We start from the raw sequence: 26,088 nt of genomic DNA on the forward strand, positions 1-26,088 counted from the left end.
GGCTAGTACTGACCTAAATAGAATAATTATGGGATAATTAATTACCTAATGAACCGTATGCTCATATTATCCTACAAGGAGGAATTCCATGAACAACTCTCTAAAGATTATATTGACAATTTCGATTACTATTTGCTTCATAACCCTTTTAGGAGCAGCCGACACTCCCGACACTGATCAATATTATGGTGCGATGGAACCATTCATTCCCACGGTCCCCACGATCTCATTTAACGACACCCCGGTTCAATATGCAGAGGTAAACGGAGTAACCCTCGGGTACCGGGAGTTTGGTTCCGGAGAGCCGCTCCTGATGATTGAGGGGTTCGGTGCCACCATGGATAACTGGGGGGAGAGTTTCATTGGCATCCTTTCCTCCAAATACCATGTGTATACCTATGATCACCGGGGAATGGGATATAGTAGTGATGGCGATATCGCTCCCTCAATGACACAATATGCAGATGATGCTGCAGCCCTGATGTCTGCTCTTGGGCATGAGCGTATGCATGTGTATGGCGCTTCAATGGGCTCCTCGATATCCCAACAACTGGTCATAGATCATCCTGACCGGGTATGGAAATTAATCCTTGATTCAAATACCTATAGTGTCTTAATTCCGGAAACGAAAGCCTTACATAATGTTATCGAGACTGTAGCAAGTAACTCATCAGAACCACAAGGGCTTCGAAATGAAGCTCAAGCAAACCTAAAGTGGAATGGATCCTTTGAGGGTCTTTCAGGGATTGATAATGATGTAATGCTTGTCGTCGGGACTGACGATGTTCTTACTCCTGATGAGGTTTCTCTTCAGATTGCAGGGAGAATCAATGGATCATGGCTTGTGCGATTCAAAGGACTTCCTCATACTGGATACCACAAAGCCCCGATCCAGTACGGACAGAATGCCTTAAATTTCCTTGCAATGAATGAATCGCCCATGTGAATACTAAATTCCCGGTAATACGTTCTTTTTTTGGAATTATGGTAACCGGATCAACTCACCGAACCATTTTTCTCGGGTATTCAGAGAAAAAATCCCTAATTATGGAGTATATGGAGAAATACTCGCCTTTTACAATTCCTTATTTGGTTTTAAATTGACAGTACTGTATGTCTATATGGAAATATGGAATATTCCTTGTCTGTTTATGTTCATTTTTCTTGATTTCTCTCCCGGTTCTGGCAGTAGATCCGGGATCAGGAAATCTCACTCAGATCTGGCAACAAATGCAGGATTACCGTTTTGTGGATCTCACCCATACTTTTGAACCAGGTATCCCACACTGGAAAGGGGATCCAGATGAGACAGTAGAAACCCTCTACTCGTACGAACCAGGGAATGGAACACTCGGTTCAGGTTTTTATATGCAGTATTATTGCCATGTCGGGCAATGGGGAACTCATGTTGACCCTCCGGCACATTTCATAAAAGGACTCCGAACCCTTGATCAGATAAGTCCACGGGAGATGATTCTCCCCCTGGTAGTGATAGATATTCACGAAAAGGTGTATCAAAACCCGGATTATGTTGTCACAATTGATGATGTAAAGGACTGGGAAGAGAAAAACGGTCAGATACCTGAAGGCTCTTTTGTCGCTCTTCGGACCGACTGGTCAAAACACTGGCCTGACCAAGATGAAATGCAGAATACCGATTCCTTCGGGGTTGCCCACTATCCGGGATGGAGCCAGGAGGTACTCACCTACCTGTATGAACAGCGAAATATTACTGCATCCGGACATGAAACAACCGATACTGACCCAGGTATTGTTGTAAGCCAGGACAAATATCCACTGGAGACCTACATTCTTTCCCAGAATAAATATCAGGTTGAATTATTGACAAATTTGGATCAGGTTTCTGAAGTTGGAGCTCTGATCGTTGTTGCATTCCCAAAACCTCTCGATGGATCTGGATTCCCAGCCAGAGTTTTTGCTATATGCCCGTAAAAAAGAAAAATGAAACAATGAGTTAATTTTTTAAATCAGTAACTACCTCCCCTTTTCCTATAACGACCTTCTTAAAAAGAAGTACATCTATCCATATTCTTTTGTATATTTTCAGTAGATCTCCATCTCAAATCCCGGGTTAATAAAATCTTGCGTTTATACATCATACAGAGATAATCATCACTTCGCTTCTCTCCTGCGTTGAGGGGAGTTGGATATCCATCCAGTCATAAAAGACATATCAGAGAGAATTTTTAGAATTAAAGAAAAGAATATCTTAATATCATCACACCTACATCATCTGAATATCGTTATTATGACATCATCACAGCCCCATGGTTTTTTTGGAGATTATCTCACCCTTTTTGCAGCATGTGAAGTGTATATTTATGTTTTCATGGAGATTGTTACAAAAATTCACGTTGTAGAACAAGTAATCTTTAAAAGGGCAACAAACCGTGACTATATCGGTTTTGTGATAATCTTTGGTTTATTCTCTATTTTTGGCACTTATATCGGTATCCCTGTGGAGGATGGAGTTATAAGTAACATCAGGGATCTGTCACCAATGATCAGCGGGCTTGTGGGTGGCCCATATGTGGGATTCATAGTAGGATTAATCGGAGGAGTTCACCGCTTCTCTCTAGGAGGAGAGACCGCAGTTACCTGTCTGATTGCAACAGTTCTGGCAGGGCTCTTTGCAGGCATATTGTATCACCTGAATAAAGGGAAATTACCGGGAATCATCCCTGCTATGGCATTTGCTGCAGCATTTGAAATATTTCATGGATTCATTGGAATGATAATGGTGCAGCCATTGAGTGAAGGAATAGAATTATTCTTCAGGGTAACGCCAAGCATGGTTATTGCAAATGCACTTGGTCTGGCAATCAGTATCATTATTGTGAATAGTAAAATTGAACTTGAGTCCTTTTTACACCCAGAAGTGCAGGAAAATAAAGAAATAGAGTCATGAATCCCAGAGGCACCATTCCGTCAGAGGGAGGGCGAACATAAAAATTAGTATGGTTTTATATTGACGATGATCAGGTCATACCTGCTCATCAGCTATCTCATACCTATAAAACCGGTGATCATTCCAGAGCCATTCACAAGCCAGCACAGCAGGAACAAACATGGGTTTATACCGAATTCTGATACGAAATCTCTTTTTCGTACGGTCCCGGACTACTCTTTTTCCATGTACCTGTTGATGGCAGGTATGGCAGAGAACACGAAGGTTTCCGGTAGTTGAGTCTCCTCCCATGGAGAGTGGGATGATGTGATGGACCGACAGATCTTTTTGTTCTCCACAGATCTGGCATCGGTATCCATCTCTCTGCAGTATCTGCCGACGGATAACATTCCAATACTGCGGTCGTCTTCCTCTGATGGATGCATGTTCTTGCTCCACCCATGAATAAAAAAGATCCCTACATCGGGGAGAACAGCATGAATCAAAGGATTGGTCGGAATCAAGAGGCATCTCACACCAGCGACAAAGCCCTGTGTGCTTTTGGATTGTCTCACCGGATTGATTCATCCAGACAATACATCAACCTGCAAACATATATTATTAACGATTTAATCTATTATCTTCAATAAAATATATTGAACTATGATTTTATTGTAACGAATATATTCTCATGAGAAAAACACTATCTTTACTAAATACTATGAAAACATGCTATGAACCCAACCGCCCTTCCATACCTGGAAGAAGTACAAACCCATGAAAAAAATGCATCTTCCACTTTCCCCCCACGATCTAAGGAAGACAATATTGAGCCGGATGTGAGATGCTCAGCTAGAAACAGGATTGAAACTCATATTCGCCCATATCAAAAGACCTCCCTTGCATGGGAATTATTAACAAAAGTAAGTCCTATTTCTGTCCTTTGGGACATGGCTGCTTTCACGACCACCGGGCGGCTCAGGATGAATGATCATGGGAGTATACATGCACAGGTCACTGCCGTATCTGCCCTCACCATTCTGGATCTTCTCTCCTCATCAGAGATTGAACCTGACATTATGAAAAAGGGGGGTGATCTGGATGATGCGACGCTTATTGTTCTTGTAAGTGCCGTATGTCATGATATCGGGAATGCCATTCACCGGGATGACCATCTGTCACATTCCATGATGCTGGCTCAGCCAATCCTTGACAATATCCTTCCAGTTATTTATCCAGATCCGAAAACCTCTCTGCTTATCAGAACATTTATTCTATCTGCAATTCATTCACATCATGGAGATCCAAAACCTCTTACTATCGAAGGGAGTATCATTAGTGTCGCTGATGCCTGTGATATGACAAAAGGCCGGGCATATCATTCAACCGATATCTCCACCGCTTCCATGCATGCAATATCCACTTTGGCTATAGATGATGTGAGCATCACCAGAGGGTTGAATCGTCCGGTCGAGATCCAGATTGTTATGTCCCAGATTGCCGGGATGTTCCAGGTCCATGAAACTCTGATACCAAAGATCAACGCAGGATTATTAAAAGAACAGATAAATGTCTATATTCCGCTCCAGGACCAGTATATCTATTAAAAAAGGCAGGATGGGAAATAATCAACACCGATCTGATCAGGATACCAGATTTTTGCACTAATTATTGCAGAGATTCAGGTGTTTTTGATATTCATCAGAACACTTTTTTGGGCCTGATTATGGGTTCAAAAAATATTAATTGAATAATGACAAACCTGTCTTAAAATGAACCCAATCGTATTTTTGATTTCATTTCTGCCATGGATACTATTCGGATTATTTGCCGGGCATTCTCTGGTTGAACTTGAAACTGCTCTTATTATCTCTTTGGTTATTTCGGTTATCGTCGGATACCGAGATATGCGGGACAAACTCATCGTTCCCTGGGTGACATTCTCCTTCTTTGTAGGAATGGCCGTAGCCCTGATAGTCCTTCAGTGGTATAGTATCATCCCGTATATTGGAATTGCATCAAACACAGTTCTCACGGGAATTGCATTCGGAAGCCTTGCAATTGGTATTCCCTTTACCATCCAGTATGCTAAACGGGATGTTCCCCGCGAACGTTGGGAGAACCCGGTTTTCATTCAGATTAATAAAGTCCTCACAGCATTCTGGGGGATTCTCTTCCTGCTGGGATTACTGCTGAGTATATACAAGTTCTTTTATCCAGATACGCTGGGTATCTTTGGAGATGCGTACATGTGGATATCCATTATCGTCGGGATCGTTTTCACCATGAAATACCCGGCTTATGCGAAAGCCAAAAGTCAGACCCAATAAAATACCATGAAATTATCGGCCATACTTTTTGACCGGTTCTACCCATTTAAGGATGTAATTGCAGAGGAACACCGTTTATGAAGGCCCTGTTCCCAACAGATGAAGAAATCTCTCTCAAATAACAATCAAAAGGGAGAAGGGGTACCCATGCTGGATAACCGGATGACACATTAATCTTCTTCTATTATGTCAGGAAACAGAATCTCTGTGATGATATGGGCAGGAAACAACAATAACCAGAAATACAGGGCAAATGTCGGCTTCATAAACGAGATTGGTATTGAGAGCAGAAAGATGACCGGGCTGATATAATTCTTAAACGTAGTCAGTCTGACAAAATCTTCTGGCAGATCCTTTTTGATATGCAGATATCTCCGCGATGCATAATGCCAGATGAAACCCAGTAATATTCCTGGAGCAGCATACCCCAGTGCAGCAATAATTACCGCCAGCTGGATATGTCCATATTCATTGATGAGTTTCGTAACAAACGGCATCATAATGATAAACAGCAGAAAAAAAGTATTCAGCCGCATCAGAATGCCATCATACCCGGTAATAAACCGGAAGATACGGTGATGATTTGACCAGTATGCAGCAGTTATGATAAAGGTAAGGAAAAAATACAGGAAATGGGAGTATTCATCAACCAGACCCTGGACCAGAAGTGCATCCTGCTGTTTTTGTAGGTCAGGAACTGCAAGGTCAATTGCCAGTAGTGTGAGAGAAAATGCAAAGACCGCATCACTAATCCCGATAATACGATCTAATCCTCGTCTTTCGTAGTAATCACTTTTTTTCATACCTCACTCCGGTTTATATGATAGGCATACCTACAACTACCCGTATGATGGCTACAGTAAGGGCACTTTTTATCAATAATCAAATTATCTCATGAGATTTTGGTTTCGTTCATTTTATATTTTTTTCCTGATACAATATGCGTGATGAAACTTCCTTTTGTTTCCAGGACGATATACTAAGGAATGAGCCCTATCTTATCTAAGCGGCATTTAGTGGAGGATTTTACAGATTGCTTTGATTTCATTGGAGACCAGTTATCAAAATCCCTCATTCAGGACATTCTTTCAGAATATGAAAAGATATGGGCTGAAGATTCGGAAAGTATTGATATATTGTATGATTGTGAGAGTTTACTTGCTCTTCTCCGTGATCATGAAAAAGCCATCACATTCTTAGATCAAATCGATGGTGAATATGGATCAGGCATGCGTATGCTCAGACGTGCTTCCCATTATGCTGGTTTAAATGATAAAGAAGGAGTGAAAAAATCCCTCTATTCACTTTTTTCTCATCCATGCAATGAACATGAAAAAGAATGTGCATTTATAGCTTTTGGTCGTCTAGACGATAAGGTATCTACAGCACGAGTATGGAAAGAACTATTAAAAGAGAAAGAACTTGAAAACCAGGTTTTTCATGAGGAAATATTCAGTAATCCAGACTCATATAACTGCCTTTCCCACCTGCATATACGTGAGTGGAATGAGGGAGTCCGCCTCCTCTACCGGTTTGATATCAGGGAAAACCGGGACATTGAATTATATGCCCTGGTCTCAATGATCCATTATCAGGTTGGCATTGTCTATAATTCTATCATAGATATGATTCAGAATTCCGGCCCATATGAGGCATTTACTGGTATGACGGTTGCTCTTGCCATCTCAACCGGAGCTCTGTCCTGGATTACTGAACTCAGAGATATGGTGACCATTGATGAACCGAAAGTATATCAGGAACTGATCCTGAACCTTGAGGGGGTGCGGAAATACCAGACATTCTTTACCATCGGCGAACGATTGCTCACCATACCTACAACCACTTTTCAACCGAATGAGTCATTCCTGTATAATCTAGTCAGAGAGACTGGTGGAGATGTGTATCAGGTGTATACTCTCTTGAATCTTTTCACAGAGGCAGGAAACGACATAGATTATGAACATCTTCTTGACATATTGCTCAATTTGGATCCTGACATCGAGAGAAAAGCGATGATGAGGAGAGAGATGGATGGATCCCTTGGACCTCAACCTCCTTTTGATCTTGAATAGGGTAAGTGTCAGGAAATGTCTCTGAATTTTTTAAAGCATTTTTTTCAGGTAAGGGTATTTTGTATAAAAACTGTCAGAATATCCTTTGGTATCTCCTTCGTTTAAATCCATCATCCCATCCATCTATCAAAGCACTATTCTTAATACAAACTCCGGGGTACCAGTACCTATGGCATACCGTGGTGATCTTGATGCATGGTACAATAAAGGATATGCATTGAAAGAACAGGGAAAACTAGATCAGGCAATCGCAGCGTTTGACAAGGCACTGGAGGTGGGTCCTGAAGATGCAAGAATCTGGACTATAAAGGGAAATACCCTCCTTGAACTTGGTCAGCATGAAAAAGCCATTGATGCCTATAATCATGTCCTCCGCACTTTTCCGGATAATGCAGACACCATTGTCAATATTGCTTCAGCTCTGATTGAAATGGGGAGATATGAAGAGGCAATAAATGAATGTAACCGGGCATTAGAGATAGACCCGGAGCATTATCTCGCCCCGGTCTTTCTTCAGCAGGCCAAAGAAAAATCGAAAAGCTAGAGAATTACCCCTCAAATAAACCCAAGGAGAAAACCATCCACAACTTCCTTTTCTGTCTCAAGTAATTATTACCTACGTATCATCTCCATGAATCTTTACAAATAAGGAGGTCTCTTTCCCATCCTTGGTAATATAGCCGTTTGCATAGATATTCCCTTCATTATCCAGATGGACTCCATAGAGCAATCCTGTTCCGAATGCCTCAAACGTCATCACCCCGTGCTCCCCAAAGGAAGGATCAGGCCGGCCATCCGGACCATACCGAAGGAGAACAGGATATCGCTTCCCATGCACCTCTGTCGTCCCGGCGATGATTATCTTTCCGTCCTTTTGTATGTCCTGCCCCCAGGCATAGTCATACCCCAGACCATGATAGAGAACGATCCCCTCATCTCCAAATGCCGGGTCAGGAACACCCTGGTTCGTATATTTGAGAAGGATGATGTCATATGAACCGTCTGCGTCCGCTACCGCTCCGGTGACCAGAATCTCCCCATCCTGTGTGACACTCACCCAGTTTCCGTAATCAGGACCACCTGCTTCTCCCATATAAAAAACGGTCCCATTGAGGCCAAATGATTCATCTACCGAACCGTCATTCCGGAGGCGGGTGGTGACTATCGAACTGTTTCCATCACCAGGACGGACCGCTCCCCCGGTTATGACTGCATTATCCTCAGCATCCAGGGCAATTCCAAATCCATACCGGTCTCCTTCCCCGGTAATGTTCAGGACAAATAACCCGTCATCTCCAAACGTTGTATCTGGCTTTCCATCAGGTAAGAGTTGTATGGCAATCATCTCCTTATGAACACTCGAGTTCATCTCACCGGTGATCAGGATCTTTCCATCCAGTCGGACTACTATCCCACGTGCTGAGTCTGTTCCATTCCCCGGCCCTGCATATCTGAATACGCCGTTTTCTCCAAATGTGGTATCCAGTTCTCCATCATATGTATACCGGAGAACGAGGACATCGGCATCATGACCGTTGTGTTCCCTTCCAGCAACCAGGATTCTCCCCTCATTATCATAAACTACCCCAAATGCATAATCATCCTTTCCGGCACCTCCAGCCCATCTCACCACCCCGTTTTTCCCAAATGCAGGATCATTCTTCCCATCTGGAAGATACCGGAGAAGGAGGATATCTTTCTGCATTGTGGTATTTGTCGTCCCACACAGGACCATTTTTCCATCAGGCATCACTTCTATCTCAATACTCCGATCCTGTTCTCCTCCGGGTGACTGCCAGAGATAGGCACAGGACATGTACCGACCGCTGACGACAATGTAATCATCCCCGTCAATTCCGGTTACGAGCCGGTAGTAGGCCTTTTTCGGATAGATCCCACTCCTTGCCGGATGAGTATAAACATAATGGACCCACCCGGTCCCATACGTTCCGGCACCTTCAAATATCTCATCATGATACAGTTTCCCGGTAATATCAGCCTTTTTAGAGAAATTTTTCCCTACAAGGAGTGGATCATCGGCATGGGCAACCACCGTTCCTTTTGAATTATAGACAAAGACGTACAAACCCGGATTCACTGGATCCTTAAATGGACCTTCACCCGAATTTATCCGTGTAATCGAGTCAGATGTGTTTGTGATGATTGCATCACAGGTCAGGTTTACTAGATCGGTGACCATCTGCGGGGTGATATCAGCCTCATGACACTCAACCGGGAGATACCGGTAGAGAATCTGAGCATACTCAGATACACCTTCTATAGCCCGGTTCTGCCTCATCTCCCTTATGGTCTCATTGACTGTAGCCACAAATGCTGGATCAGTATCTGGATGAAAGGCAAGATATTCATCTACGGTTGCAATCTCCATGAACGGAGCGAATAATCCGGGATTTTGTGCATATTTACTTATCATTCGTCTTCCGGCCATCTCACCATAACTCCATACATCGGCAGTTCCATTCTCAACCATGGCAATGGCCTGTCCGGGGGTTTCTGCAACGATTACCTGGTCAGGTGATGTACCGGCATCGATGGCAAGTTGAAGACCGCTGTCGTTCCTGATTGCAACAATTCGGTACGATGTGATGTCTGAAGAGGTGAGATGAGTTTCATGACCCGCTATTCCGAACAAGACTTTTTTATCAGTAAAAAGAGGTCCGGCCCATGTAAACAGATGCTCCCGTTCAGGTATACGGGCAGTAGTAAAAAGAAGAGTATTGTTTCGGATCAGGGCGGTTTCATATCCCTCTGCCCAGGGACCGAGGTGAAATGAATCCCGGGAGATATCCATATCCATATGATGGAAGGCTGATTCAAGAATCTCTACTGAAATCCCCTTTAATTGATTATCTTCAACATAGTTAAACGGGGCATAATCCTCAGTCAGGATGAGAAGGTCAGGAGGTGCGGGAACTGCAGCGATACTGGTGAGCGAAATTAAATTAAAGAAAAGGAAAAGGAAGAACAGTCCATTTCTCGTACGCATACCAGAATATTAATTTTCACTCATTTATAAGATCCTGCAGCAATATTTGCCAGAGAACCGGAAGGGAGAATAATGGGAAATTAGGTGAATCATGTGAATAATGAAAATTTGTTTCTGGATACTCCTGATTGGGCTAAGGATTTCCCAATCGGAAAAAATTAGAGGAGAGTTAGAGATAATATTGTTCGTTATATCCAAGTTCCTGTGCCTTCTTCTCTGCAACCTCAGCCTGGAGATATTCACCAAGGCCGGTCAGGATCTTACTCTTCAGATGCCATTGGTCTCCGGAACTCTGGGAGTTCATATAAGGCTCTAACTCAGTTAATGCTGTGGAATATGTTGATTTCGCTTCCACGGTTTCCCCAAGTTGTTCTTTGCTATAACCCCGTGCCCACCAGGAGTAGAGTCCGTTAAATACATTGTTTTTCCGGTCTGGATCCATCTCATAGATCGTAGTGACGTTCTCAAAAATCCCATGTGCCTCATCAAACCTGTTTAAGTCCATGAGAATGTCCCCTTTCATCATCAGGAGATCAGTATTATTCTTCTCAAACGAAAGACCGGTTTCTACCGGGACGAGTGCTTCTGTGTACCGCTCCATATCCCTGAGCGCTTCAGCTTTAGAGAGATAGGTATTGGAATATTCAGGATTCAGGCTGATGGCCTCATCAAATGCCGCTAATGCCTCTTCTTTCTCACCCAGATGGTAGAGAATCATGGCTTTTGATCGCCGTGCTTCTGCCCAATCAGGGTACCAAACCAGGGCGTTTTCAAGATAGGGGAGTGCTTTTTCGTATTCGTTCATTCCCAGATATAAAAATCCGATATTTCCATCAACTCCACCATACTGGGGAGAGAGTACTTTTACCTTTTCAAAGGCCTTAATTGCATTCTGATTCTGCTTTAATCCCTGATGACTCCATGCTGAGTAATAATGGGCAAACACGTTCTTTGAATTCAGGGCAAGGGCTTTGTTGAAGGATTGTAATGACTCAGGGATTTTGTTCTTCTCCTGTTCGACTCTTCCCCGTTCAATCCAGACCCAGTCATCATAGGGTGACAGGTTGATTCGTTCTTGTGTTTTATTGAACAGTTCATCGTACTTTTCCTGCAGAACAAGCGATACAAAGAGCCCTTTCCATGCAGGAACGGAGGAGGGGGATTTCTGGATCACAAAGGAGAACTGACGCTCTGCTTCAGATGCATTTGAGGCTTTGAGGGCGGTTTTTCCCAGAGTTAATGACGAGGAGACATCAGAGAGTGTTTTGTTGATTCCTTGCTGATAGTCGGTCAGGTATGTTGACTCATCAGGTATGTCTGCGATAAGTTCCTGAAGATTATCAAAGGTATGATTTCCGGTAAAGGGAATGCCTGCAGAAGATACAGGGCTGCATATAATTAGAAAAAAGCAGATAATAAAGATTAGAACTGGTTTTTCCCCTAACATACTACCATATTCCTGTGTAAGTTATTATGTATTCCCATTTAGTATCAATTCACCAGATAGGCCCTTATCCCAATAACTCGAAAGCCGAGTAAAATATTCGAAAAACGGGAAAGAAATATTGTATAATATTTTAACCCCTTTTCAAAATTTTCCAGGGTTAACAAATGAAACGATGGATATTTATTATGAGACGGTATCTCTCAAAACCTTGTATTTTCGATAAAGAGTGAAAATGCCCATTTTTTAACCAATTAGCTGTTTTTTCTCTGCAATTGATCTTACATAAAAAAGGACAAATAATGTCAGCCCAAAAAATGCCAGAATAATTGCAAAATTAAGGACCGGAATCTGGTCAAAAATGAGTAATGATATTCCGATAAGGATCATAAGGATGCCGGTAAGAATTGCTAGGAGTACTAAAAAGATTAATATCAGGATATCATTACCCTCTTGTTTACAGACTTCTTTTTCCGACTTTGATCTTGGTCTGAGGAGGTGATAGAGCAGGTAAAAGCCCCCCATTATATTAAAAAGTGAGATGAAAAGAGCCAGATAGATTATAAAAATATCCGGAACTATGATCGTAATGGTGCCGAATGCAACAAATATAATCCCAATTAAGATAATTAGCCAGTTTCGATCGAATTGTAATGTGAGCATATCACCGACGACCAGTGCTTGAACACCCAATAAAAGTACTAGCGTACCCATCTGGGCACTATACGCAAATGGTATTAATCCTATAGATTTTAGAACCAACAGAGACCCACTCACGAGCATAAAAAATCCGTACTGCATCTCCATTACTGTTCTCAGCGACATACACGAATGGGAAATAGGTATAGTAGATTCAGTGGAAATTTGCCCTGGTTTTTGCAGATTATATGCAAGATAGAAGAGATTAATGCCAAATAAAAGAAAGAAGACTGCAAATAATTCTATATGAATTATCTTTGGTAAAAATATCTGGATTATTGTCGTTATTACTATGAAAGATGTAATAATGTAGACTGTTGCATATCTGTAGATCAGGTGGCTGTATACCTTCTTTCCATGTGTTTTCCATAATTGGTACATATCATTTGAAAGAAAAATATTCAAAAGCAGTAAAATTCCTCCTACTCCGTAAAGGATTATTACAAGTATCTTTGGAATATCACCGAGTATCCCGGGGACAAAAATTGATACAAAACCTATGATTGTTACGATACTACCAAAAGCTAGTACCGGCCAAGTTCTCAAAGTATGTCTAACAGGTGTTTTCCCCAATATTTGCAAATGCAGGCCACAGATTATGAGAAGGAGACCATATATTCCATGTTGATAATAAGGCAAAAATCCTCTTGCCACGAATAACAACACAATACCAAGGACAAACATCAATACGCCACAAGCCAGGAGAAAAATCACCTCAAGAGGAATTTTTACTTCATTATTTTTTTTCATGTATGCAGATCAAGGTTTGAAGTATATCTCTACCACATTCATGTAAGTTTGTATGAATTTCATGAATCTTTTGCAGATTCTAATATGTCCCCATCTTTTCAAAGTATTCTTCCCGGCATATCTTTTTCTTTATATGGTAAAACGAAATACGTTATTTATCATGAGGTTCCCGATGCACCACCCGTACCCGGTCCCCAAGTTCCAGAATAATCTCTTCTACCCAGGTATCCCAATCCACCGGTTCATTCGGAACTTTTCCGGCAATTTCAATTCCCAGGTCGTCATCCCGCTCCCTGACAGCCTGCAAGACCACACTGCCTGGTGCATATCCTTCCGGCACAATCCCATCAATGTCCCCATCGGTAATCCCAAGAACCGGAATACCCCGGAAACACCCGATATGACCACAGATTGAGGTCGTATCATCCCCGATTGTGACTAAACCGCATATTTCAGGATTAAACGCTCTAAAACAGGACATGGCAGCGTGATCAATGACGACGACATGTCCTTTTTGCACGTTTCGGGTACCTTTCTTTGGTCGTGATATCCTGATATTTCCACTCTTGCACCAGGCTTTCGATACATCCGGGCATCCAAACCGTACGAGTTTTTCGACTCCGTGATCTTTGAGGTCAATCCCGGATACTGCCTGAATAGTCCCATTCTGAAGAGAGATAATCGCTTCTTCACTAGTTGCATACCCGATAATAATCCCGTTTACAAAAACTGGTTCACCAGGAAGACAACCACCGATAACTCGTGTATCAGGAGGACTGATATCGTGATAGTTTCCAGAAACGACCGGATATCCGGTTATCTCTGACAGCCATGTTGAGAGAGAGGGATCGCCAGGTTCCCAGGTAAAGATCTGGCAGGTTCCGGGATCGATAAGAATGAGCCCCCGATCTTTGAGGTGGGAGTGGATGAGAGACCCGAACCGGTGAGCAGAAGCATTGGTTTTTGCCCGGTGGATGAGAACAACCTGATCTAACGGGGATTCAGCAAGGATTTCGCTGGGTCTTCTTCCGTCATAGGTAACTAAAAGCCCGGATTCTTCAGCAGCTGTCCGTGCCATGACTCCGGCAACGAGTGATAACCGTGGGTGAAGGAGGGAGATGAGTCTGGCTGCATCGCCATAGTCAAAGACATCGGCTCCGTGAAAGATGAGGGTGAGATCGTGAGTCGGGATAAAAAGGCCTCCTTGAAACCAATTATGAGGTATTATTGTGAATAATCTTGAAGGTTCACCCTCTGGATTTCTTTCATACAATCAAAGTCAGAATCATCAGAAAAAAATGCTTTCGCCTCGTAATGATAAGCAGAGGCAGCGTGAATTGCATCCCTTGGCCGAATTTTATACGTAGTGATAAAATCCTGTGCTATCGTTAATATTTCATGATCTGGCTCTATTAACCTCATATTAGGGAATGAAAGAAATTTTTCCCCTGCACGAATGGATTCATCTATGCCAATTTTTTTCCTGACAACAAAAACAATTTCGTCCCAGGTAAGAATTGATGTACAAGCCTGGACATTATGGTTTATGATGTCATTTAATATTTGTTTAGACTGATGAACTTGAGGATAAGAATTTTCATCATACAGGATCGCTTACAGAAAGACATTTGAATCAAGATAGATCATAATTTATTCTCTCTACATTCTCTTTTTCGATGATATCTTTGAATTTGATTGGTTTTTTCAGCTTATCTTTAACAATTGAACAAAAATCTTCAAGAAATGATTCAGAATAATGTGGGCTTATCACGATCTTTCCATCATCAATAGAAAACTCCAGATGAACTCCAGGTTTTAAATTGAACTGATCCCGATTTTTTTTGGGATAACAACCTGACCCTTTTCTCCAAGAGAACGTATTGAAGAAATTCATACCACCTTGCAGGAATTTATTCTATAATATGATAAATATATCAATAATGAGTGATTACCTCCAGCTGAAGTCACGGGTCCATTCATAAAAACTACCCCAATATTCACTTATCCGGCCACCATCTAATTTAACCCAGTCATTTGTTTTTACCATTGTAATCAGGTTGAGGAGTAATAACAACTCATTAAACAAATGCACATCGAAATATACTCACGAATGGGCCATTCAATTACTCCACCACTCCGGATCATTTCATGGAACCTTACCATCCGATGTCCGCTCAAATGCCCACATTGCTATTCTGATGCCGGGACTCGTGATGTGTCAGACCCGCTCTCAACTACTGAAGCATTTGACATCCTTGATCAGATTAAAGCGACCGGAAACCCGGTTGTAATACTGAGCGGGGGAGAGCCGATGATGCGGGAAGATATCTTCGAGATAGCTCGGTATGGAACCGGACTTGGCCTAAAGATGGCAATGGGAACAAGCGGATATCTCTTTGATGAAAAGACTATTCAAAACCTGAAGAAATCTGGTATTTCCAGTGTAGCATTCAGTATTGACTCTGCCGATCCCGTCGTCCATGATTCATTCCGGGGATCTCCGGGAGCATGGAATAGGGCAGTCAATGCCATCCGGTCCTGTGTCGGGGAGGGGATCGGGGTTCAGATTAATATGACCATAATAAAACCTGATCCCGTTGAACTTGACCTGGTTGTGGCTCTGGGAAAAGAACTCGGTGTCCATACCTACCAGATCTTCATCCCGGTTCCAACTGGACGGTCAATGCAGGAGAACTATGAACGATATGGGACCTACGAGGAACTGCTGAAGTACATCATCCGCCGGTATGCAGATGATCCCATTTCCCTTCGCCCCACTTGCATCCCCCAGTTCCGTCGGGTTGCAGAAGAATTGGGAGTTACTCATCCCCGGTGGGGACGGGGCTGTCTTGCAGGAATCACCTATTGTCGAATCTATGCAAACGGTGATGTGACGCCCTGCCCCTACCTTCCGGCCATTGCGGGTAACCTCCGGGAAACACCCCTGTCTGAACTCTGGGCAGGATCTGAAGTGTTCCAGGCCCTCAGGGATTATAACCGGCTCCAGGGAAAATGCGGGATCTGTGAATATAAGACCATCTGTGGTGGGTGCCGGGCCAGGGCATTTTCTGAATACGGCACTATGGTTCAGAGCTGTGGAAGTCTGGTCAGGCCAAAGGATATCGAAGGAGAACTTTGTGCCGAAGATCCACTCTGTCCTTATCAGCCAAAGAGGGGATGAGAAATGACTCTGGATGATATGGACCTTCGGATTCTTGATACCCTCCAGGACGACTTTCCTCTGGTCCCTGATCCATGGGAAGTAATAGGAAGAGCGGTGGGAATGTCTGGAGAAGAGGTGCAAAAAAGGGTAAACCGCCTTGCAGATTCTGGGATTATCCGGGGGATTGTTCCAACCTTTGAATCAGGAAAAAGAGGTCAAATGGCATCAACGCTTATAGCACTCCGGGTTCCAGAAAGACGAATAACTGAAATTGCAGCCATTGTGAATGAGTACCCTGAGGTATCCCATAACTTCAGGCGGGAGCATGAGTATAACCTCTGGTTTACTATTGCAGCTGCCTCATCTGACCGGATAGATGAGATAATTCGGGAGATCCTTGAAAAGACTGTAATACCACCTGATGCATATCTTAACCTCATCACCATAAAGCGGTATAAAATAAATGTAACATTTCCACTCCTTGATTTTCACGGGGGCTTTCATGGACAGTTTTGATCAGATACTTCTTCGTGAACTTGAAAAGGGAATCCCACTACAATCTCATCCCTATTCAATTATCGGAGAACGAATTGGAATGACCGGGGAAGAGGTTATACAAAGAATTGAAAACCTCAAACAGGCAGGTGTTATCAGGCGGGTAAGGGCACGGATAAACCAGCGAAGTGTGGGTATAATTGCAAATGCCCTGGTCGGATGGAAAATCCCGGAGGAAGAAACAGATAATGCAGGAAAAGCTCTTGCAGCACTCCCCGGTATTACCCATTGTTATCAACGGTCAATTGTTCCCGGACGATGGGAATATTCACTCTATACGGTTCATCACGGATGGTCCCATGAACAGGTCATCCAGGAGATCAGAATGATTGCAGAAAAAACCGGATATCATGACTTTATTATCCTTTTCAGTACAGATGAATATAAAAGAACACCCCATACCCGGGTCGATGACCTAGATTGTGTAATATGAACCGAATTACTCAATGTCTGCATGGTAAAGGAACCGTCAGCTCTATGATGGCCGGAGAGGGGAAGACTGATGAGATTAGGCCGGAATATCTTGCCTATTCTCCAACTCTCCGGCCCGTTGTCTTCTGGAACCTGACCCGGAGATGTAACCTCTCCTGTGAACACTGTTACAATGCATCAGGAAGAGACCGGGGAACGGAAGATGAGTTGTCAACGAAAGAGGCATTATCCTTTCTTGATGACTGTAGGGAACTTCGTGTCCCGGTTCTTCTGCTTACCGGTGGAGAACCCCTGATGAGGGATGACATCTGGGAACTTGCATCCTATGCCCGTGATATTGGTATTAAAACGGCTATCAGCACAAATGGAACTCTAATCACTCCGGAGATTGTGAAAAAGATCAAGGAATCCGGAATCGGCTATGTAGGCATCTCACTTGATGGGGCACGGGCAGAGACTCATGACCGATTCAGAAATTCTTCGGGAGCCTTTGAAAAATCAGTCCAGGCATTTTCATATTGCCAGGAGGCTGGGATCAGGTGTGGTGTCAGAGTCACCCTGACTCGTGAGAATATGCATGAACTCGGTGACCTGATTGACCTTGCTCTTCAGATTGGAGCATGCAGGTTCTGTGTATACTGGCTGGTTCCATCCGGACGGGGTGCTGCATCATATGATGCCCTCCAGCTGACCAGAGACGAGGTATGTGCTGTCCTTGACCTATTGCAACAGTATGCACAAAAAACGGAATCATCGGTTATGGAATTTCTGACGGTTGACGGACCGCAGGATGCAATACATCTGCTTGAGTGGATGGAAAATTCCGGTTATGAGGATCTGCCTGAAGCAAAAAATCTTGTTGCCTCCATGAAAGGAGGATGCAGTGCTGGTATAAGGGTGGCAAATGTGACCGAGACCGGGGAGATCTATCCATGCCAGTTTGCACAATTACCAGAGTTTCGAATCGGTTCAATACGGGAATACCCTTTCTCCAAACTCTGGAACGACTCTGAAAATCCGGTCCTGAAAATGTTCAGAGAAAAAAAGGAACATCTGACCGGAAAGTGCCGATCCTGTTCATACCTTGACCTCTGCGGGGGAGGATGCCGGGTCAGGGCATACTGGCAGTCCGGTGATTTTTATGCTGATGATCCGTTCTGTTTAATAAAAAGGTAGTTTTTGGTTCTCTTAATTCAACCATTCTTTTCCGCTGATAGTGAAGGTTCTTAAAAGAAGGAGTGAAATCTGAATCAGCTTTTATAAAAATCTAGTTTTTCCGAAAAGAATTATCGGTGAAGAATATGAATAAATACAGAAGATTGATACATGTCCACCCAGAATCATGAGATGGTTGCTGAAAAACTGATTGAACTATTGGAGATTGGAATTGATCAGTTTACTCGAAATACCCGCCCCTTTTTATCAGGTATACAAGAGGCACAGTATCGGCTTCTTTATTATCTCTGTCAGTTTCCCATGGAAAGTATGACCAATCTTGGAAAGATGATGTATATCTCAAAACCATACATGACTGTTCTTGTTGATTCTCTCATCAAAGATGGGTATGTGCAGCGTCTGTCTGATCCCCATGATCGACGAATTATAAATATTGCCATAACTGATGCCGGACGTGAAAAATTACGGGAGATACGGGTGCTTATGGCTGAAAACCTTCGAAATCAGATCCAACGGATAAAGCAATCAGATCTTGATGTGCTTGAATCGGCAGCGACACAGATTATTGAAGTCTACAAGAAATACCTAATCCGGTAGTTTTTTTGCTGTTTTTTCTATTCTTTTCTAAAATAAGTTTCATTTATTTTTGATTGTTTTTTGGAGGGTGATACTTTTTATGCACTATTCAATAAAATAATTGTTCATTAAGAAAACTATTTATTTACTGAATAGATATATGTTCATGTAGAACGGAATGAAGAATGAGACTACACAGGATCAGGCCTTAGATGTTCTGATAGATCTGATGGAATTTTACCATGAAAAACTCTTCAAGGCAGAGTACGAGGAGTTAACCGGAATACAAGTAGCACAATTTCGCCTCCTAATCCAGTTGCATAACACTCCTATGCTTCCCATGTCAACATTGGGAAAAATGCTTTACATATCCAGGCCTTATATGACTTCTCTCGTAGAATCTCTTGTCCAGGAAAATCTTGTTGAAAGGCATTATAACCCCCATGATCGTCGTGTCATCAATGTCAGTATCTCTGAAAAAGGACGAGAAAAACTGCTATCCATCAGAAATCGAATTCGGAAACAGTTAAAATGCCTGATATCAGGTCTTCAGGAGTCTGACCTGCAAATTCTCTGCACATCTGGGAAAGATCTCACAGGAGTAGTCTCAAAAATTCATTAATTCCGACTACCAAAAACTCATCCCATAGCAATCGTTCATCCTTCTACAAAACATGCAATGAGATGAGATGTCAGGAGTTATTTGGATAAAACCCTTGAAAAACCGGATAAAAACGGTTCTCCTGATTTTTGGACCGTTGGGGCAAACACTATGACAAATAATTCTCATTCATTGATACCAGAAAAGCAGGTATCTTTATCGGATTCACATCAAAAAACTGGAAGAACTTGTATTTCAATTGGCTGGAACTTCTTACTCATTTTGACAACTCTCATGGTGCTCTCTGCGTGTATTACAACCCCTGTTTTAGCAGGAACAAAATACATGTCAGGATCTCCGGACCTTTCTGTCAGTATAGACGGAAATAATGAATTTACTCCAGGTACATCTGTTCCTTTAACGGTTATGGTCCAGAACTCCGGATTAAATCAGATGAAATTTGTGCAGTCAGGAATTGTTGAAACAGATGACAATCCAAGTACGGCAAAGATGGTTACCGTAACGCTTCATCCAGGAGACTGTCCGATCCTTGTAAAATCCGATTCACAAATGATTGGTGACGTTGATAGCTCAGAAAGTGTTCCGGCAACTTTTGAGATTCGGATTCCTGATGAGGCACGAGCCGGAACATATAATGTGCCGATTGTTCTTGACTACACCTATCTTGGAAATTCAGAACAGGTTGGAACCGATAGCATAGTTTATCGGTATATCAACAAGAAAGACGAAAAAATCCTACCTTTTGTAGTAAAATCTGCAATTAATCTTGACATTGTTGATATTCAATCAGATAGCATCAGTGCTGGAAGCTCTGGTTATATTACACTGACTTTAAAAAACACCGGTACAGATGCAGGTAAAAAAGCAGTTGCTAAATTGGTTCGTGATGAAAATTCTCCGATCATTCCGGTAGACAGTAATGTGTTTTTGGGAGAATTTAATCCGGATGATACCATGCAGGCAAAGTTTAAGGTTTCGGTATCAGAAGATGCTGAGCCCCAACAATATCCCCTGAGCCTGCTCGTTACCTATGAGAATGCAGATGGAGAAACCGTTGATACTCCCGTTCAAAAGTTTGGCATTCCGGTTGGATCTAAAGTAACATTCACCATAACCAATCCTCCAGCAGAGATTAGACCTGGACAAAAAGTTATTCTCGAGGTTGCATACAGGAATGATGGATCTGTTCCAGTGTTTGGCGCAGAAGCCAGATTAAGTGCAGTGGATCCATTCACCAGTGACGATGATCTTGCATATATTGGAGACCTCAAACCAGGAGAGACCGGGATTGCACACTTTAAGGTATCTGTTGGAAGTGATGCTACAGTCAAATCATATGGTCTTGACTCAGAAGTAAAATACCGGGACGCTCTGGATGACAGTCAGATATCTGATACCATTAAAATACCAGTGACAATTGTAGAGAAAGAAGGTATTGGAGCCCTGCTAGGAAATCCCATTGTCATAGCTGTACTGCTCATGATAATTCTTGGGGCTGGATATTACGTATATACGAATCGGAAGGCCATGCCGACGAAATAAGGGTGTAACCTTATGAATTCTATTTTTTCTGGTCTGGCAAATCTGATAGTTCACAAACCAGGACTTGTATCAAAGGTAGTCCTGGTGATGATGGTTGTGTCCCTTTTTGGGATGACGATGCTGTCAATGGCCACGGGGAACGCTACTTATACTGACATAACATCTCCACGGGGGATTATGTTGGAACATTATACCGATACTTTTGAGAAAGAATCGGTGATCCTGATCTTGGAATGTGATGATTCAACAAGCCCACAGGTTTTGAATTATCTGAATACCATAACTCCGTCTTTACAACACCACCAGTATGTTAATTCTGTAACCAGTATTGTTGATGTGATAAAACCTCTTCATAATGGAACGATTCCATCATCTTCACAGGAAATAAAAGAGGTCAAATCAAAAATTCCAGACACCATCCTGAGTAAACTGGTTCCATCCCAGCTTATGACCCTTGTTCAGATAACTCTTCAGCCAGGTCTTTCAGATGACCGGAAGACAGTTGCTCTGAATAATATCCAATCATTCATTGACAGTACCAGTATACCTCCTGGTGTTTCTATCCATATTTCCGGTCAGGCTGCATTTCAACAACAGATGAAGCAGGAGATGAGCAAATCAATGGGAATCCTCATCGGTGCAGCTCTCATTCTCATGGTTATCGTGCTCAGTCTTCTCTTTAGTTATGTCAACCACCGGTTTTTACCTATTCTGATGGTAGCAGTTGGTCTTTTGCTGACCTTCGGATTTATGGGTCTTTTTGGTATTCAGATCAGTATGACCGTGATGGCTGCATTTCCAGTCCTATTAGGTCTTGGTATAGACTATGCGATTCAGATTCACTCGCGACTTGAAGAAGAAGCAAGAGATCATCCACTCTCTGAAGCCATAACAACAACCATAACCAAGACTGGGCCGGCAGTTATGTATGCTATGTTTGCAACAGCAATCGGATTTGCAGCCATGTATGTCTCTCCGGTTCCGATGATTCAGGGATTTGGCCTGGTTAGCATTATCGGAGTTATGTTCTGTTATCTGACATCATTAGTTGGCATCCCTCTCATCGCAGTTCTTATTCAATATAAACCAAAAGGCCATGGAACCTCAAAGATGGCAGATACTATTGATAATGGACTTTCAAAGACAGCGGTCTGGATAGCAAAACGCCCGGTTCCCATTCTGATGGTGGTATTATTCGTTGCAATCATAGGTATTCAGGCTGATACGATGATACCGGTCAGTACTGATGAAAATACCTTTGTGCCGTCAGATATGCCTGCAAAAGTGAATATGGAGAAGGTAACCCGCGTATTGGGATCTACGACATCAATTCCTCTTCTTATTACTGGGTCAGATGTTCTCTCGCTTGATACCATTCAATGGATACAAACATTCTCTGAGTTTGAAAAAGAGACCAAGTCTAAAATAATTGGTGTTTCAAGCATTGTGGATTATATTTTACTCTATAATGATGGAGTAATGCCCCGGACACAGAGTGAATTAAACACTGTTTTAGATAAAATTCCGGATACTCAGAAGGAACAATTTGTCAATGGCAGGATGGAAACTGTCATTCAGATCTCGACGGTTGATCTCGAGACCGACCAGATGACAAGTATAAAGAAGCAGATTGAAGGGGATCTTGTCTTTATCACGCCCCCACCAGGGGTTCAGGCTCATATTACGGGTTCATTTGAACTCTTCTCTACCCTTGTACCGGAGCTTGTTGACAGTAAGGAACTTATGATCTACCTGGGATTCCTGTTTATCGTCGTCTTTCTGATTGTTGTATACCGGAATGTAAATGCTGTTTCTCCAATTGTTCCGATTATTGCCATTGTTGGATGGAACGGCGTTGCAATGTACGTATTTGGGATTGATTATAATCCTATGACAGCATGTCTTGGGTCCATGACTATTGGTATTGCTGCGGAGTGGACAATTCTTGTGATGGAACGGTACCTTGAAGAGCGGGAGGTTACCCCTGATCCTATTGAAGCGATTAAAAATAGTGTCAGAAAGATTGGATCTGCTATTCTGGTTTCAGGGCTTGCTACGTTCTTTGGATTTTCAGCATTACTCTTTGCTACCTTTCCAATCATCAGTAATTTTGGCCTGACAACGATCATCGCTCTTGCATTTTCATTGATTGGAGCGATTGTGGTGATGCCAGCAATATTATCCTTCATTGATCAGATTGTTCATGGGGTTGAAAAGATTGAAGAAGAAGTTCTTCATATCCCTCATAAACCATAATTTTCTGTTTTTTTCACAGAATTCAGTTTTTAACGATCATTTTCTGAATAATCTATGGTAGTGTATTAAATGAGTAGAGAGGTAGGATATATCTCTTTCAAACGCGATGCTCATATAGGGTATGCATACAATAAAACAGCGGATTGAAGCCTCCTTTTTCACCAATAAAGGAGGAACCAGGTCAAATAACGAAGATGGGTTGTTGGTTTTAAACACGCTCATATCCAATCTATCCATGAAAATTCCTGAATCATTTCATGGAGATGTTACACATGCAATCTTTTGTGTTGCAGATGGTATCGGAGGGGAACAAAAGGGTGAAGTGGCAAGTCAAGTTATCCTGACACATCTTCGAGATCATTTCTCGGAAATAACTGATGAAGAGACCTTCTCCTCTGTTGCATATGGAGCGAAAGAACAACTGGAAATGTACGTGGAAAAATATCCAGAAGCATCAAATCTTGGCTGTACTCTTGCAGGGCTTATTATTCATGATGATAAAGCACTTATTTTTAATATCGGGGATTGCAGGGTATATAGGATTAATGGAAAATTCTTTGAACGGATAACGAAGGATCATTCTGTCGTTCAGCATCTTCTTGAAGAAGGAGTAATTACCGAGGACGAGATGCGGTATCACCCACGGAAAAATATCGTTACATCCTCTATTTCTGGCGATGGAATAAAAGATTCTATCCATGTCTGGTTTAAATCAATTTCTCTTCGGGATCAGGATCTTTTTTTCATATGTTCTGATGGGATATGGGAATGTTTCTCACAGGATGAACTGGAGATGATATTTGAGAAGTATCCCGGATATGCATTCTGCGAGAAGGTTCTGGTTGCCGCCCTTGCCCGCCAGGCATCAGACAATGTTACGGCTATCCTTCTCTCAACCACACAAAGTCAGTCATAATGAGTTCTCTGATTGTTGTTGAAGTCAGCCTGGTTCATTCTGATGATGATACTGGGCAGTCATTTTCATGGATTGAAAAAAGGGTTCAGGATTTACTATCGGGTGTGAGCAGGAGATATGATTCGCTCACTCAAAAAACTCCAAAGATCACCAGATTATATGATGATCTTATAAAAAGGGGAGAATCTTTTCTAAAAAAAGATCCAATAACCTGGAAAACACCAGATTCTGCTCGAAAGGCGATGGAATCACTATTTAGAAAAGCAGAGCGGTTCAAAATAGTGCTTGTTCAGATCCTTTTAGAAGAACATGAGATTAAACTCATGGAAGAGACATATCTGAATGAGATACAAAGATACCTTTCTGGTCTATCTGATGAGCACCTCATGAGTGTTGATAATCAGCAATATGTTGCTTTTTCTCAAAAAGTAATGAGGATATCAGATGTAGAATCATTATCCGACAGGATACTACAATATAAAACACTCATACCTGAACTTGCACTTCTTTACCATACCAGCAGACAGAAGCGTCCGCTTATACACAACCGGATAAATGAGCTAAAGAAGGAGCTTGCTTCACTAGAGTTAAAACAAGTTTCTATGCAGGATCTGGAGATAATTCATTCTTTCACAAAAGAGATTTCCAAGATTTTCGGTCATGGTGATGTCAACCTTCAGGAAACACAATTAAATGAGATAGATGCCCGTATCTCTGCATTTTCACACCAGATATCTGGATTTGAACATACAGATATAGGCGATTTAAAAAAATCCGATATTGAAACAAGTCTAAATAAAGTCCTTATAACAAAAGAAGCATCAAAAGATCTTTTAGTCCTTGAAGCGGATTTTTTTCATGGACGAATCAGGTTTTTAGATTATGATAATACAGAAGACGATGATTATGAGCCAGTAGATAAAGATCTTCCGTCCGAACGATTAGCATTACAGCGAGATAATCTACAGCTTGAATATGGACTGCTCAAAGAAAAAATCCCTGAAAAAACAGTAATACGGCAGGAGCTTGATGAGATGATTCAATCTCTTTCGGTTGATCCAGATGCCGGAGCTTTACTTGATGCAGCCATGATCCTCTTTCATGATCCCTTCCCTGAACTCCGGGAACTCGCTGTTATCAGAAGACAATACGATACATATTTTCTCCAGAAAAAAAGAAAATCGCTATCTGATGATGAGTGGGATCGTGTAATTATGGCTCTAAACAATCATCTTCAGGTAATGGGGTATCGGGTTCATCTGAAAAAAATGAACCATCTCCGTGATGCATTTCGAAAAGCCAGTATCGAGATAGGAACTCCTCTTCCTCATTATTCGGTGATGATTTCAATAAATCCGCTAGATGAACTCGTCTTCAGAATGGTGAGAGTTGTCGATGGGCTTGATCTGAATGAATTTGATCCTGATCTTATCCAAGAGAATGATGTCACATCTTCCAAAGCCTGGAGTGATGATTTTGATTCTCTCACCAATGAACTAAAAGATGAGAACATTGTGTTAATTGAGCGTCTTCGAAAAAAACCGGAAGAAGTGCCGATCCATCAGGTAACGCGGTTTGATCTCCTGACTGATGACTACATTTCTTAGCACATACCTTAATTCTTATTCGATCCTATACAT

The 26,088-nt window shown here is 42.2% G+C and carries 26 protein-coding genes; 18 read left to right on the forward strand and 8 right to left on the reverse strand.

What is annotated here, in order from left to right; genetic code table 11:
- Nucleotides 1–88: 88 nt before the first annotated feature.
- From KSK55_RS15205 to KSK55_RS15215, 3 genes are all read left to right on the forward strand, one after another.
- Nucleotides 89–946 (forward strand): alpha/beta fold hydrolase, encoded by an 858-nt coding sequence (locus KSK55_RS15205; protein ID WP_256664052.1) that lies wholly within the window; start codon nucleotides 89–91, stop codon nucleotides 944–946.
- A 167-nt stretch (nucleotides 947–1,113) separates the two neighbouring features.
- On the forward strand, nucleotides 1,114–1,953 hold the full coding sequence (locus tag KSK55_RS15210) for a cyclase family protein (RefSeq protein ID WP_218607539.1): 840 nt from the start codon (nucleotides 1,114–1,116) through the stop codon (nucleotides 1,951–1,953).
- Nucleotides 1,954–2,269: 316 nt separating this feature from the next.
- A complete protein-coding gene (locus tag KSK55_RS15215) occupies nucleotides 2,270–2,929 on the forward strand; it encodes a LytS/YhcK type 5TM receptor domain-containing protein (protein ID WP_218607540.1) in 660 nt (219 codons plus the stop codon).
- 75 nt (nucleotides 2,930–3,004) lie between these two features.
- Here the strand turns inward: KSK55_RS15215 and KSK55_RS15220 are convergent, their stop codons facing one another.
- The gene (locus KSK55_RS15220; RefSeq protein WP_218607541.1) at nucleotides 3,005–3,367 is read right to left on the reverse strand and encodes an HNH endonuclease; all 363 of its coding nucleotides are present in this window, start codon (nucleotides 3,365–3,367) and stop codon (nucleotides 3,005–3,007) included.
- Nucleotides 3,368–3,405: 38 nt separating this feature from the next.
- On the opposite strand from KSK55_RS15220, the gene KSK55_RS15225 reads away from it, so the two are divergent.
- The 3 genes from KSK55_RS15225 to KSK55_RS15235 all read left to right on the forward strand — a co-directional run bounded on the left by KSK55_RS15225 (nucleotide 3,406) and on the right by KSK55_RS15235 (nucleotide 5,238).
- Complete coding sequence (locus KSK55_RS15225; protein ID WP_218607542.1) at nucleotides 3,406–3,558, forward strand: hypothetical protein; 153 nt, start codon at nucleotides 3,406–3,408, stop codon at nucleotides 3,556–3,558.
- An 84-nt stretch (nucleotides 3,559–3,642) separates the two neighbouring features.
- Entirely contained in the window at nucleotides 3,643–4,515 is an 873-nt protein-coding gene (locus tag KSK55_RS15230; RefSeq protein WP_218607543.1) for an HD domain-containing protein, read from the forward strand.
- Nucleotides 4,516–4,680: 165 nt separating this feature from the next.
- On the forward strand, nucleotides 4,681–5,238 hold the full coding sequence (locus tag KSK55_RS15235; protein ID WP_218607544.1) for a hypothetical protein: 558 nt from the start codon (nucleotides 4,681–4,683) through the stop codon (nucleotides 5,236–5,238).
- A 170-nt stretch (nucleotides 5,239–5,408) separates the two neighbouring features.
- On the opposite strand, the gene KSK55_RS15240 is transcribed toward KSK55_RS15235, so the two are convergent.
- A complete protein-coding gene (locus tag KSK55_RS15240) occupies nucleotides 5,409–6,041 on the reverse strand; it encodes a TMEM175 family protein (protein ID WP_218607545.1) in 633 nt (210 codons plus the stop codon).
- A 183-nt stretch (nucleotides 6,042–6,224) separates the two neighbouring features.
- Here KSK55_RS15240 and KSK55_RS15245 point away from each other — a divergent pair, with 183 nt between their 5' ends.
- Both KSK55_RS15245 and KSK55_RS15250 read left to right on the forward strand, forming a co-directional pair.
- Nucleotides 6,225–7,310 (forward strand): hypothetical protein, encoded by a 1,086-nt coding sequence (locus tag KSK55_RS15245; protein ID WP_218607546.1) that lies wholly within the window; start codon nucleotides 6,225–6,227, stop codon nucleotides 7,308–7,310.
- A 169-nt stretch (nucleotides 7,311–7,479) separates the two neighbouring features.
- Nucleotides 7,480–7,854, forward strand: a complete 375-nt coding sequence (locus KSK55_RS15250; RefSeq protein WP_218607547.1) for a tetratricopeptide repeat protein — start codon at nucleotides 7,480–7,482, stop codon at nucleotides 7,852–7,854.
- A 72-nt stretch (nucleotides 7,855–7,926) separates the two neighbouring features.
- Here KSK55_RS15250 and KSK55_RS15255 read toward each other — a convergent pair whose 3' ends face one another.
- The 6 genes from KSK55_RS15255 to KSK55_RS15280 all read right to left on the reverse strand — a co-directional run bounded on the left by KSK55_RS15255 (nucleotide 7,927) and on the right by KSK55_RS15280 (nucleotide 15,104).
- On the reverse strand, nucleotides 7,927–10,317 hold the full coding sequence (locus tag KSK55_RS15255; protein ID WP_218607548.1) for a cache domain-containing protein: 2,391 nt from the start codon (nucleotides 10,315–10,317) through the stop codon (nucleotides 7,927–7,929).
- A 169-nt stretch (nucleotides 10,318–10,486) separates the two neighbouring features.
- Nucleotides 10,487–11,764 carry a tetratricopeptide repeat protein gene (locus KSK55_RS15260; protein WP_218607549.1) on the reverse strand — a complete coding sequence of 426 codons (1,278 nt, stop codon included), beginning with the start codon at nucleotides 11,762–11,764 and terminating at the stop codon, nucleotides 10,487–10,489.
- Nucleotides 11,765–12,007: 243 nt separating this feature from the next.
- Nucleotides 12,008–13,210, reverse strand: coding sequence for a hypothetical protein (locus tag KSK55_RS15265; protein ID WP_218607550.1), 1,203 nt, complete (start codon nucleotides 13,208–13,210; stop codon nucleotides 12,008–12,010).
- 151 nt (nucleotides 13,211–13,361) lie between these two features.
- Complete coding sequence (locus KSK55_RS15270; protein ID WP_218607551.1) at nucleotides 13,362–14,483, reverse strand: DUF2117 domain-containing protein; 1,122 nt, start codon at nucleotides 14,481–14,483, stop codon at nucleotides 13,362–13,364.
- Nucleotides 14,435–14,821: a type II toxin-antitoxin system VapC family toxin gene (locus KSK55_RS16770; RefSeq protein ID WP_218608968.1), complete on the reverse strand. Its 387-nt coding sequence runs from the start codon at nucleotides 14,819–14,821 to the stop codon at nucleotides 14,435–14,437. The genes KSK55_RS15270 and KSK55_RS16770 overlap by 49 nt, the downstream gene beginning before the upstream one ends.
- 22 nt (nucleotides 14,822–14,843) lie before the next feature.
- A complete protein-coding gene (locus KSK55_RS15280) occupies nucleotides 14,844–15,104 on the reverse strand; it encodes an AbrB/MazE/SpoVT family DNA-binding domain-containing protein (protein ID WP_218607552.1) in 261 nt (86 codons plus the stop codon).
- A 192-nt stretch (nucleotides 15,105–15,296) separates the two neighbouring features.
- Here KSK55_RS15280 and KSK55_RS15285 point away from each other — a divergent pair, with 192 nt between their 5' ends.
- The 10 genes from KSK55_RS15285 (at nucleotide 15,297) to KSK55_RS15330 (ending at nucleotide 26,055) form a co-directional block, all read left to right on the forward strand.
- Entirely contained in the window at nucleotides 15,297–16,391 is a 1,095-nt protein-coding gene (locus KSK55_RS15285) for a radical SAM/SPASM domain-containing protein (protein ID WP_256664053.1), read from the forward strand.
- 3 nt (nucleotides 16,392–16,394) lie between these two features.
- Entirely contained in the window at nucleotides 16,395–16,889 is a 495-nt protein-coding gene (locus KSK55_RS15290; protein ID WP_218607553.1) for an Lrp/AsnC family transcriptional regulator, read from the forward strand.
- On the forward strand, nucleotides 16,876–17,361 hold the full coding sequence (gene ahbB, locus KSK55_RS15295) for a siroheme decarboxylase subunit beta (protein WP_218607554.1): 486 nt from the start codon (nucleotides 16,876–16,878) through the stop codon (nucleotides 17,359–17,361). The genes KSK55_RS15290 and ahbB overlap by 14 nt, the downstream gene beginning before the upstream one ends.
- The gene (locus tag KSK55_RS15300) at nucleotides 17,358–18,536 is read left to right on the forward strand and encodes a radical SAM/SPASM domain-containing protein (RefSeq protein WP_218607555.1); all 1,179 of its coding nucleotides are present in this window, start codon (nucleotides 17,358–17,360) and stop codon (nucleotides 18,534–18,536) included. Before ahbB ends, KSK55_RS15300 begins: the two co-directional genes overlap by 4 nt.
- Nucleotides 18,537–18,686: 150 nt before the next feature.
- The gene (locus KSK55_RS15305) at nucleotides 18,687–19,133 is read left to right on the forward strand and encodes a MarR family winged helix-turn-helix transcriptional regulator (RefSeq protein ID WP_214421037.1); all 447 of its coding nucleotides are present in this window, start codon (nucleotides 18,687–18,689) and stop codon (nucleotides 19,131–19,133) included.
- A gap of 157 nt (nucleotides 19,134–19,290) precedes the next feature.
- Entirely contained in the window at nucleotides 19,291–19,734 is a 444-nt protein-coding gene (locus KSK55_RS15310) for a MarR family winged helix-turn-helix transcriptional regulator (protein WP_218607556.1), read from the forward strand.
- Between the two features lie 81 nt (nucleotides 19,735–19,815).
- The gene (locus tag KSK55_RS15315; RefSeq protein ID WP_256664054.1) at nucleotides 19,816–21,276 is read left to right on the forward strand and encodes a COG1361 S-layer family protein; all 1,461 of its coding nucleotides are present in this window, start codon (nucleotides 19,816–19,818) and stop codon (nucleotides 21,274–21,276) included.
- A gap of 12 nt (nucleotides 21,277–21,288) precedes the next feature.
- Nucleotides 21,289–23,532 (forward strand): efflux RND transporter permease subunit, encoded by a 2,244-nt coding sequence (locus KSK55_RS15320; protein WP_218607557.1) that lies wholly within the window; start codon nucleotides 21,289–21,291, stop codon nucleotides 23,530–23,532.
- 121 nt (nucleotides 23,533–23,653) lie between these two features.
- Nucleotides 23,654–24,448 (forward strand): PP2C family protein-serine/threonine phosphatase, encoded by a 795-nt coding sequence (locus tag KSK55_RS15325; protein ID WP_214421041.1) that lies wholly within the window; start codon nucleotides 23,654–23,656, stop codon nucleotides 24,446–24,448.
- Nucleotides 24,448–26,055 carry a hypothetical protein gene (locus tag KSK55_RS15330; protein ID WP_218607558.1) on the forward strand — a complete coding sequence of 536 codons (1,608 nt, stop codon included), beginning with the start codon at nucleotides 24,448–24,450 and terminating at the stop codon, nucleotides 26,053–26,055. The genes KSK55_RS15325 and KSK55_RS15330 overlap by 1 nt, the downstream gene beginning before the upstream one ends.
- The last annotated feature ends 33 nt before the right edge of the window (nucleotides 26,056–26,088 follow it).

Origin of the sequence: Methanospirillum hungatei (assembly GCF_019263745.1) — an archaeon.
Classification (GTDB): domain Archaea; phylum Halobacteriota; class Methanomicrobia; order Methanomicrobiales; family Methanospirillaceae; genus Methanospirillum; species Methanospirillum purgamenti.

Bases quoted from the DNA above. Each gene is read 5' to 3' on its own strand.
- KSK55_RS15265 (WP_218607550.1), bottom strand. From the start codon at position 13,210: ATGAAAAAAAATAATGAAGTAAAAATTCCTCTTGAGGTGATTTTTCTC.
- KSK55_RS15290 (WP_218607553.1), top strand. From the start codon at position 16,395: ATGACTCTGGATGATATGGACCTTCGGATTCTTGATACCCTCCAGGAC.
- ahbB (WP_218607554.1), top strand. From the start codon at position 16,876: ATGGACAGTTTTGATCAGATACTTCTTCGTGAACTTGAAAAGGGAATC.
- KSK55_RS15215 (WP_218607540.1), top strand. From the start codon at position 2,270: ATGACATCATCACAGCCCCATGGTTTTTTTGGAGATTATCTCACCCTT.
- KSK55_RS15260 (WP_218607549.1), bottom strand. From the start codon at position 11,764: ATGTTAGGGGAAAAACCAGTTCTAATCTTTATTATCTGCTTTTTTCTA.
- KSK55_RS15310 (WP_218607556.1), top strand. From the start codon at position 19,291: ATGAAGAATGAGACTACACAGGATCAGGCCTTAGATGTTCTGATAGAT.
- KSK55_RS15300 (WP_218607555.1), top strand. From the start codon at position 17,358: ATGAACCGAATTACTCAATGTCTGCATGGTAAAGGAACCGTCAGCTCT.
- KSK55_RS15255 (WP_218607548.1), bottom strand. From the start codon at position 10,317: ATGCGTACGAGAAATGGACTGTTCTTCCTTTTCCTTTTCTTTAATTTA.
- KSK55_RS15205 (WP_256664052.1), top strand. From the start codon at position 89: ATGAACAACTCTCTAAAGATTATATTGACAATTTCGATTACTATTTGC.
- KSK55_RS15245 (WP_218607546.1), top strand. From the start codon at position 6,225: ATGAGCCCTATCTTATCTAAGCGGCATTTAGTGGAGGATTTTACAGAT.
- KSK55_RS15320 (WP_218607557.1), top strand. From the start codon at position 21,289: ATGAATTCTATTTTTTCTGGTCTGGCAAATCTGATAGTTCACAAACCA.
- KSK55_RS15280 (WP_218607552.1), bottom strand. From the start codon at position 15,104: ATGAATTTCTTCAATACGTTCTCTTGGAGAAAAGGGTCAGGTTGTTAT.
- KSK55_RS15285 (WP_256664053.1), top strand. From the start codon at position 15,297: ATGCACATCGAAATATACTCACGAATGGGCCATTCAATTACTCCACCA.
- KSK55_RS15235 (WP_218607544.1), top strand. From the start codon at position 4,681: ATGAACCCAATCGTATTTTTGATTTCATTTCTGCCATGGATACTATTC.
- KSK55_RS15225 (WP_218607542.1), top strand. From the start codon at position 3,406: ATGAATCAAAGGATTGGTCGGAATCAAGAGGCATCTCACACCAGCGAC.
- KSK55_RS15305 (WP_214421037.1), top strand. From the start codon at position 18,687: ATGTCCACCCAGAATCATGAGATGGTTGCTGAAAAACTGATTGAACTA.
- KSK55_RS15330 (WP_218607558.1), top strand. From the start codon at position 24,448: ATGAGTTCTCTGATTGTTGTTGAAGTCAGCCTGGTTCATTCTGATGAT.
- KSK55_RS15210 (WP_218607539.1), top strand. From the start codon at position 1,114: ATGTCTATATGGAAATATGGAATATTCCTTGTCTGTTTATGTTCATTT.
- KSK55_RS15240 (WP_218607545.1), bottom strand. From the start codon at position 6,041: ATGAAAAAAAGTGATTACTACGAAAGACGAGGATTAGATCGTATTATC.
- KSK55_RS15250 (WP_218607547.1), top strand. From the start codon at position 7,480: ATGGCATACCGTGGTGATCTTGATGCATGGTACAATAAAGGATATGCA.
- KSK55_RS15230 (WP_218607543.1), top strand. From the start codon at position 3,643: ATGAACCCAACCGCCCTTCCATACCTGGAAGAAGTACAAACCCATGAA.
- KSK55_RS15325 (WP_214421041.1), top strand. From the start codon at position 23,654: ATGCATACAATAAAACAGCGGATTGAAGCCTCCTTTTTCACCAATAAA.